This window comes from Paraburkholderia sp. EG304 (genome assembly GCF_046543485.1).
Taxonomy (GTDB): Bacteria; Pseudomonadota; Gammaproteobacteria; order Burkholderiales; family Burkholderiaceae; genus Paraburkholderia; species Paraburkholderia youngii.
On record NZ_JBKGUA010000061.1, the window covers coordinates 25,323 to 33,961 of the forward strand.

At 56.5% G+C, this 8,639-nt stretch carries 5 protein-coding genes and 1 pseudogene; 4 read left to right on the top strand and 2 right to left on the bottom strand.

The genetic code is table 11. The features are described from left to right. Positions 1–92: 92 nt before the first annotated feature. A complete protein-coding gene (locus ACLFKU_RS37145) occupies positions 93–1,469 on the bottom strand; it encodes an SIR2 family protein (protein ID WP_410852501.1) in 1,377 nt (458 codons plus the stop codon). A 437-nt stretch (positions 1,470–1,906) separates the two neighbouring features. Here ACLFKU_RS37145 and ACLFKU_RS37150 point away from each other — a divergent pair, with 437 nt between their 5' ends. The 4 genes from ACLFKU_RS37150 to ACLFKU_RS37165 all read left to right on the top strand — a co-directional run bounded on the left by ACLFKU_RS37150 (position 1,907) and on the right by ACLFKU_RS37165 (position 8,108). Continuing rightward, positions 1,907–3,193 (top strand): hypothetical protein, encoded by a 1,287-nt coding sequence (locus tag ACLFKU_RS37150; protein WP_410852502.1) that lies wholly within the window; start codon positions 1,907–1,909, stop codon positions 3,191–3,193. 14 nt (positions 3,194–3,207) lie between these two features. Beyond that, on the top strand, positions 3,208–5,505 hold the full coding sequence (locus ACLFKU_RS37155) for a hypothetical protein (protein WP_208206880.1): 2,298 nt from the start codon (positions 3,208–3,210) through the stop codon (positions 5,503–5,505). Between the two features lie 301 nt (positions 5,506–5,806). After that, positions 5,807–7,516: an ATP-dependent nuclease gene (locus ACLFKU_RS37160; RefSeq protein ID WP_410852503.1), complete on the top strand. Its 1,710-nt coding sequence runs from the start codon at positions 5,807–5,809 to the stop codon at positions 7,514–7,516. Further along, positions 7,509–8,108 carry a UvrD-helicase domain-containing protein gene (locus ACLFKU_RS37165; RefSeq protein ID WP_410852504.1) on the top strand — a complete coding sequence of 200 codons (600 nt, stop codon included), beginning with the start codon at positions 7,509–7,511 and terminating at the stop codon, positions 8,106–8,108. Before ACLFKU_RS37160 ends, ACLFKU_RS37165 begins: the two co-directional genes overlap by 8 nt. 58 nt (positions 8,109–8,166) lie before the next feature. Here ACLFKU_RS37165 and istB read toward each other — a convergent pair. After that, a pseudogene (gene istB / locus ACLFKU_RS37170) lies at positions 8,167–8,511 on the bottom strand (IS21-like element ISRso19 family helper ATPase IstB); the annotation flags it as partial. Positions 8,512–8,639: the final 128 nt, after the last annotated feature.

The following is an 8,639-nucleotide window of genomic DNA, read 5'->3' on the forward strand; positions in this document are numbered from 1 at the left end:
CGTGCGGAGCAACGTGCACGAGCCGTCAACGACACTGACGGGCGCTCCGGAATCACGCTGACCGAGTCCACTGGTACGCGGGCAACAACCGCCTATGCCGCCTTCTGTGCCGCCACGACGCAATCCTCCGCCAGCTTACATGGCTCTCCGTTTAGCACTGCTCTCAACAAGTCGACACATGCCTGCGAATACTTGTTTGTGCTGCTCGATTTCCCCGTCCGCATCGTGATGTGATACGTGTTGTCGGAGGACTTCAGGTCGAAGCCTGTCTGCTCGTTCACCAGCGCTATAAGGCGATGTGCAGCATTCCAGCCCTTAAAACCGAGTTGCTCGGCAACTTCGGTCAGCGTGAACGGAAACTGCAGGTTGACCTTCGCCGGGTCCCCGATTGCTGTAATGCCGAGCAACGTCGCAACACCCTCGCCTTCCTGTAGCTTGTGTTCGAGCGTCTGGAAATCGATTTCCACCTTCTTGGTCGGCACGTCCTTGCGGACCAGGTCAATCGTCCGTGCGAGCAATGACCGCAGCAGTTTCATGTTCACCTTCTCGAGCGCGCCACCACTGCTGAACGCCTCGTAGACCCATTCGAACGACGACGCCGAAATGCTCTTAATCCGAATCTCCCGGTTCTCGCCGACCGCGAGCACCCTATCTCGCGCGGGGTACGAGTTTTCGTCAATCGAAGGGTCCCACTCGAGAATGTAGATGTTCGGGATGAGTGCGAAATCCGCGCGAATCATCCGGTCAACGTCGTAGAGCACGCTGCGGATGTTAGGGTCACTCGCGCCGTAGCCAATGAACAGCAGCGGATGCTCTGCGAAGTAGGTCAGCAGCTTCGCGCTCAGGTATTTTTTGTCCGTTTCGAAGGCTTCGTAATCCTCGTGCGTCAGCACGAGCGAAAGCGGGTCAGCGACTGAGCCATGAATCTTGAAGATTTCGCCGATAGAGAGATACGGCTGCTTCAGAATGGTCTGGCCGACGACCGCTTCGTACTGTGGAAAGAGCGGCTCCAGCAACTCATCGTAGTTGGTCGTGACGATAGCGTGTGGATTAATCGCCTGCAGTGCCTTGAGCTCCGCCTTTAGGCCCGCGTGCACCGGTTTCAGGTTGTGAAGCATAGCGGCTGTCGCATGCTTCAGGAACACTTCCGTCGGAAACGCCTCGGTAAAATATTCCGGAGGGAAGTTCGTGCGCCCCTCGTCCCACGCCCACTCTCGATATGCCTCTGCGAACATGCTCGCGATACGCGGTTGGTCCTGGAATTTCTGCTTGTAGTAAGCGTAGGGATGGTCGACTTTCGGGCAGTTCTCGGCCAGCCTCTTCAGGAGCTCGTCCCAGTTCGGCGCATCTGCGTACCGCCGTGAAAACCCAGACCCAACAAACAGAATTGGCTGACAGCCCGCAAGCTTCAGCACGCTCGCGATGTCTGCCCTTACTTCTTCCTGATACCGCGCGTAATTCATCGGCATGGTGGTCTCTCAGAATACGACACGCAGTGCGAGCGCTTCTTTTTTCGTTCTCCGGAGGTCGCATTGAGACGCCTCCCCCCTGGCTCAGCATTCGTTCTCGCGCTTTACGTGCTTACGCTATCAAGATGTTGCGTCGATTTGACTTACCGTCAGAAAGAAATTACAACATACGGTAAATTTGGCCAATCGGCAATGCTGAAGTCTAGTTGCAGTCGCAGCATGTTTTGTCGCCCTCACGCCCTTCGTTTAGGGCCCGGTAAGGAAACGTGGTGAAAGTCCCAAGGGACGCGTATGCTCGGCGACTTAAAAATACGTGCCAGAATGACGATTTGCAATGGCGCTCGTCGAATCTGTAGCACCTTGAGTTAATCGTGGCGCCTGGACAGGGCGAGGTCTTTGCGCAGCGCATCGCAGTCTAACTAGCGAGAGCGGTTGAAATGGAAATTCCTGAGGCAACCGTTGAAAGCATAGAAGCAGCCATACGGAAGTTGGCCGGACCAGACGCGGACGAACTTCGAGTACCTGCTCCCGCCACGTTCATGTCATTCTTTGCCGACGCTGGTCTACTGCAACTGGTCATCACCTGGGCGAGAAAAAGTGCAGGCGGCAAGGCCAGGTTCGATGACCTCGACAGTAAAGCATCGGGCTTCACAGCCAATCTCGAAAAGCTTCTAGGAAGGCCATATGCTCTCGCCGCGTGGGTTATGGCAAAGCTACTGCTCGACAGCAACGGGCTTCGGATGGGGCGCGCGGAAGGGAAAGTTTTCACCAGCTATCTCGACGCAATGGACGAGTTCGATTTTCCGCGGACACATCCTTCGAGCGGTGGCGTCAACTTACTTTGCGTGCAAGGTTCGCCGCGAGAATTCATACGTCCCCTGTACGAAGGCAGCGATGGCGACCGGAAGCTTCGACAGTTCGGTGAGGTACGTGTCGTCGTCCAAGCAGCACTGGCTCAAATCGCTCAGGACTGGCCCGCAAGAAAGTTGCTAGACATTTCCGAGGCGGCAACACAGCTCACTCGCGAACTTGTCGAAAACTCTGACTGGTGGGCGCGTGCCGACGAGCGTGGTGTGTTCTATTCGAAGGGCATCCGAGCAATCACATTTCGTCACGTTGACATCGATGATGACGGAGTTGAACAATTCTCGGGTGACAACACTCACGTTCGCAACTACCTCCACCAAAGCCTTGCCGAAGACTCGGTTCGGCACCCAGCCATCGGTAGCGACAGGAAGCAGGACCTGCGCGTTCTTTCATTTATCGAGCTTTCAATCGTTGACTCAGGGCCCGGCCTCGCCCGCCGCTGGCTGTCCAGCGGAGCAAAAGATAAACACCAAGTCGCCGATGTACGGGAACTAGCTATCGAGGAAGAAGAAGCAGCCGTCGTTGCCTGCTTCCGCAAATGGGCAACATCGTCAGGTGACACAAATCGCGGTGTAGGCCTCTTCGCGGTCGCCCGATTGCTTCGCAGACGCAACGGATTTATGCGTCTGCGCACCGGCAGACTCTCCTTCTTGTTTGGTACGCGCTCAGCAATTTCTGACATCGAGCGTCGGCTCGCCTACGAGAAGAAGGACATTTCTCAGTCATATTTGCAGCTTGAGGACAAAACGCACGTCTTCATGGAAGAAGGCAAGATGCTGTTCTTCCTCAGGTCGTGGACTGATGAGATGCTCGGCGCGGTGGAAGGCACGTCCTTCTCGATTCTGCTGCCAGCCTAAGGGGGAGCGTCACGATGCTGATTTTTCCCTTCTCTGGTGCAACGTATGCATCCGCGTTTCGGCATTGCGTCCTCATATTCCTCGGCCAAGAGCAAGCTGACTGGCCCGAAATCAGTTCGAAGTTCAGTGATTGGGCCAAGTCGAATGTGGTGCTTCCTCGAACGTTGCTGGTCGCGTCAATTACTCATGCACATTCACTCGCGAAAGCTATTAGGGGCGGCAATGCAACGGGCCACACGGACATTCTCGCAAAGGGCGAGCTAACAATTGCTGGATTTGATTGTTCAGGCCGGATAGTCGAGATAGGAGAAAGCGACACCAGCAACGAACTTGACCTGACTCGATGCTTTGCGCACGCAATCGAAGAGTTCATGAGGCGAGCGAGTCAGCGCGGAGATGTTGTAGTCGCTGCACCACCAGGGTTTTTCTTCGCAAAGCAATCCGAGCGCTACGCGAGCCATTTCCTTCGTGCGGAGTCCCTGCTGAGCAGTACAAATGAGATTGAACTGCTTTCGATAGCCCTGCTGCCGCGGTTCTCAAAATTCTGCGAGCAAGAACAGTCTTCACCGACAATCCGCATTTTCATTGACTCAATGGCGATATGGCCTGTGGCGCAAATGCTGACGCAACTGCACTGCGCAGAAGCGAAAGATGGGCGCAGATACGCAATTGAGAGCTTTCACGGCTATGAAGGACTTGCCGACTGGGAGCCGCTACCTGATGCGGCCTTCGTCATCGTTTCCGCATCAACCTCCGGTGGACTCGAAGCGAAGGTGCGAAAGAAGCTCGGTCGGTCGAAGAATGTCCCGGTCGTCACACTCATCGGCTTGCAGTCCGACGGTGAAGGCGAAAGGTGTACCGCTGACGAATTACAGTCGAGCTGCCTATTCCGCGTTCCGCGCAAGCTCCTTGGTGAACCTGCGCTCGACGGGCTCCGAGAGGAGTTCATGCCAGACGTAACAAGCCTGCCTGCCGGGGCAGAGAGCGTGCGCGTCATCGGCGAACGATTTCTCAGTCACAACAATCGGCCGAGGCTCGTTCGGATGGCTCATAAGTCGCTCTCCCAAAAAGACAAACGCCAACTGGCTGAGCTTGCGGAGGCACGCATCGTACTCGCTGGGCGCCGAAAAGACGTTGGCAGCAAATGGTGGTCGCTGTCTCTTGATATCAGTGCGTTGATGGTCCGTTACACAGGCGCTGATGCCGATGGCGAGTGCAAACTCCGAGAGTGGATACGGAACTATGCGGCGCCAGGTCCGACGGTCATCATCTACCCAAGAGACTTGGGGAGCGGAGAGCCGCACAACGAACGCTTAGCGCATCGTATCGAAGACTTGCTAAAGAAGCGTGCGCCGGGGACAGATACTCGTGTAATCGACCATATGGAGTTGGAAAGCCCAAACGAGGAACTTCGTACATTCCTCGAAAGTGCCGCTGCGATTGTTGCAAGCCCCATCATATCTAATGGATTTGTCTTCAAGCAGATAAGCGCAATGCTTCGCATCGTACAACGCTCTGGTCCACGGTTATACATTGCTTTAGCTGTATTGCCTGAATCCGACGTGCGATTGAAGGAGCTTGCGAGCGATATAGGCTCGAATTCAGCGGACAGCGCTTACCGGTTTAAGCACGGCTTCACGTTGCCTATAGGTCGAATTGATAAGGCCATCCAATGGGATAAGGAAGCTGCACTGCTTGACGAACTCATCGAAATCTGCGATTCCGAGAACGTTGATGTTCCTCCACGCTTGCTCCAGCGTAGCGAGGCGATGCGTGCTCCAGCTGGACTGACAGACGAGTTGACATTCATACCGTCAGCACGCGGGGAATCTCTTCCGATTTCAGCTGGTTTCCTTCTATGGGACGTCGACCATCCCCTCGAAGGGAACGATTTGAGCGCGGGCGTTCTGCTCACAGTCGCCACATTTCTGGAAGCGTCGCGCCGGGCCCGCTCCGGCGACCCGGAAACATCGCTTCGGAGCGGCGTGTTTCAGCAAACGCTGATTGAGCCAGCCACGTTCACTCGATTCAACGATGGAGCCATTCAGGCGGCATTGCTGCGAGCTGCCTACCCCTCTGAATTGGACTACGCGGCAGATAGGGAAGCCAGTCGCGATATGGCCCGCCTGCTTGCCAAGTTCATTGAGTTGCACAACTCACCAGCTGGTAGCGCTGCGCCGGAGTTCATTCTCGCTCTTCGGCTCAAGAAGCTAATTTTGCATCGCGACGACCTTCCAGCTATCGAACGCGCATGCTCGAGCCTCTCCGGCTGGCTGGCCGTCTTGGCCAGACCGTTTTCTCAACGAACATAAGCCCGCGTCAAAATGAATCGGCCGTCCGCAATTTGTCCACAAACCACGCTCGGCGCCGCGCTTGCGCCCTCACAAACCGACCTAGCTGAAGCATCTCAAATCGCGTCAGGTGCTCCACTGCGCGCGCACTGCCGTGCGGTTGTCCGCCTGGCTCTCCGCGAAATTCAGGGGGCCTGCGGCCGCGAACCGGAACCAGTCGGGCTTTTACTACATTTAGGGAACAACGAAATCCTCACGTAGAGCTATAACGCGAACCGGCTCGAAGCCGCTCGACAACGGCCACACGCCCAAGAGAAACGCCATGCATATTGTTGCGTTAAGCATCAAAAATTTTCGGGGCGTCCGTGAACTTCAATGGCACCCGAATCAGGGCATCAACACCTTGATTGGACCCGGTGACTCCTGCAAAACGACGATACTGGATGCGATTGACCTTTTACTCGCAGAGCGGCAAAACGTAACCTTTGACGACCTCGATTTCTACGAGGCAAACCCAGCCAACGCAATCCGAATTATCGCGTGCATCGCAAGCCTACCGACTGAATACTTGCGTGAGGACCGTTACGGCCTATACCTCTCAGGTTGGAACCCGACGACTCTTTCATGGAGCTCCGAACCCGCGGAAAGCAGTGGCGTTGGCCCGGTACTTACACTGGAACTTGTCGTTGACGAAACGCTTGAGCCTGTGTGGTCGATTTATCTTGGTAGTACCCCCAACGACAAATCGAAGCGCATTCGCTTCGCTGACCGCAAGGAGATGGCGCCGGCGCGCCTCGGCGCCTACGCAGACCGGCATCTCTCATGGGGTCGTGGCTCCGCTTTGCAGCGCGTCGGGGCACATCCAGAAAAGCTGCCAGCGCAGTTGAACGAGCTGTTGCGCTCGGCTCGCGACACCTTTGCTGCCAAAGGCGCGTCGACTTTCCGTGAAATCATTGAAGCGGTCTCGCCGGACATCGCGAGCTTGGGCGTTCAAGTCCGTGACAAACTGACGGCAAATTTGGACCACACGAGCTTCTCGATGAACGCAAGCGGAATTGCACTTCATGACGGTAACGTGCCGTTTCGGTGCATGGGAACAGGTTCGGCGCGCCTTGCAGTTGCCGCCCTCCAAAGCGCGGAATCGGCACTGCGTCACTTCTTGCTCATCGACGAGATTGAGTATGGGCTCGAACCCCACCGAATCTCTCTACTGGTCAGCCATCTGCGCAAACGGGTTAAATCAGGCGGTCAGGTGTTCATCACCACTCACTCCACGAGCGTCCTCCGCGAGGTGAGATTCGGCGAAGTCTTCGTTTGTCGACGTGACGTTACAGGGAAGGTTGATGTGAAGCCTTCCGCAGCAACGGCAACGGAGCCCCTCGAAGCGAAGCGCTATGTTCGTGACCTCGGTGAAGCGTTGCTCACAAATTCCGTACTTGTGTGCGAGGGCCAGACGGAAGTTGCATTTCTCAAGGGTTATGCTGAAGGCACAGATAAGCAGTTCCAGATGTTCGGCGCGACTGTCATAGACGGCGGCGGAGCCTCGGCACCGGCCGTCGCGCTGCACTTCGCGTCTCTCGGTTATCGCACGGCGCTGCTTACCGATAGCGATGTCCGAGTCCCTCCTGCACTCGTTACATCGCTCAAAGCCAGGAACGTGGCCCACTTCGAGTGGGGGGACAACCGCTGCACCGAAGAAGAGCTATTTATGGGAACACCACCGGAATTGCGCCAAAGACTACTGGAGCTGATAACAAGCGAAATCGGTGAACCGCGTGCACTGGGAGAAATGTCTAGTGTCGTAAGGCAGAAGGTCGAAACACTGCAAGAAGCCTACGCGTATCTATCAGACCAAAATTGGCTCCGTCAGATAGGGCGCCTCGCGCACAAGTCCAAGTGGATTAAGAAAGACTACGACCTCTGCTTTCGTATCGGCTCGCATCTCGCGACGCACGCGGTACATACCGGAGCGCCCGCTCATTTGCCATGGCAGCTCAGCCAGATTTTCTATTGGCTTTGCAGCAATGCTTGAAGCGAATGTCCAGCAGATGCTTCGCTTCCGTGCCGGAGCGATTGAGGCGCCAGCGGGTACTGGCAAGACGGAGCAAATTGCTCTCATAGCCGCCAGTGTCCCGGGCCGCTGGCTCGTTCTCACCCATACCGTCGCCGGGGTTGACGCCATTCGGCGCCGGCTGGCCAAGCACAAGGTACCTGCGGACAAAGCCCAGGTCGAAACGCTGTCAGCCTGGGCACATCGATGGGCACGTGCCTTTCCGAATGGGTCGGGTTTGGCTGGCGACTGGTCAGCGCGGTCGCGGGAATGGGACGCTGTCATGGTCGCAGCAACAGCGTTGGTTGAAAGCGGCGCGGTGCAAAGCATACTGAGCGCGTCGTATAGTGGCATTCTTGTAGACGAGTACCAAGACTGCACCGTTGCACACCACGGACTCGTACGCGCGCTTTCTCGCCACCTGCCTTGCTATGTATTCGGCGACCCGCTTCAAGCAATTTTCGGCTTTCGGCCGGGCATGCTGGCTAGCTGGCATACGGACACCTTGGCCACCTTCCCTCAAGCCGGCGTGCTGCATACCCCTCAGAGATGGATTCATGTCAACGCCAACTGAAAACTGACCCACTTTCCGGCGTTTCGCCGAAGTAAATCTGACCCACCCGGGTCCTGTGTCACGCGGCTGCTTTCGCGCTTGCCCGCGTTCCTGCTTGTCCTGCCTTGCGCTTGTCCTTCAGTCGATAGCTCTCGCCGCTGATTTGCACGATGTGGGCATGATGCAAGAGCCGGTCGAGCATGGCGGCCGTGAGCGTCTGGTCGTCGGCAAAGGCGGTGGCCCATTGCGTGAACGGCAGGTTGCTGGTCAACACGATGGCGCCGCGCTCGTAGCGTTTGGCGACGACATTGAAGAACAGGTTTGCCTCCTCACGCCCGAACGGCAAATAGCCGATTTCGTCGATGACGAGCAGCCTTGGCCCGATGACCGCGCGATTGAAGAACTCCCGCAAGCGGTTCTGCTGGGTAAGCGGCTCATGACGGCCATTCTCGACGGCTGAGCGAACCGGTTGGTAGTTTAGTTCCCGCTAAATAATTTGGTGGGAACTAAAGTGGACGAGACATTGAATCGGATCGCGAAGGTCAAGCGACC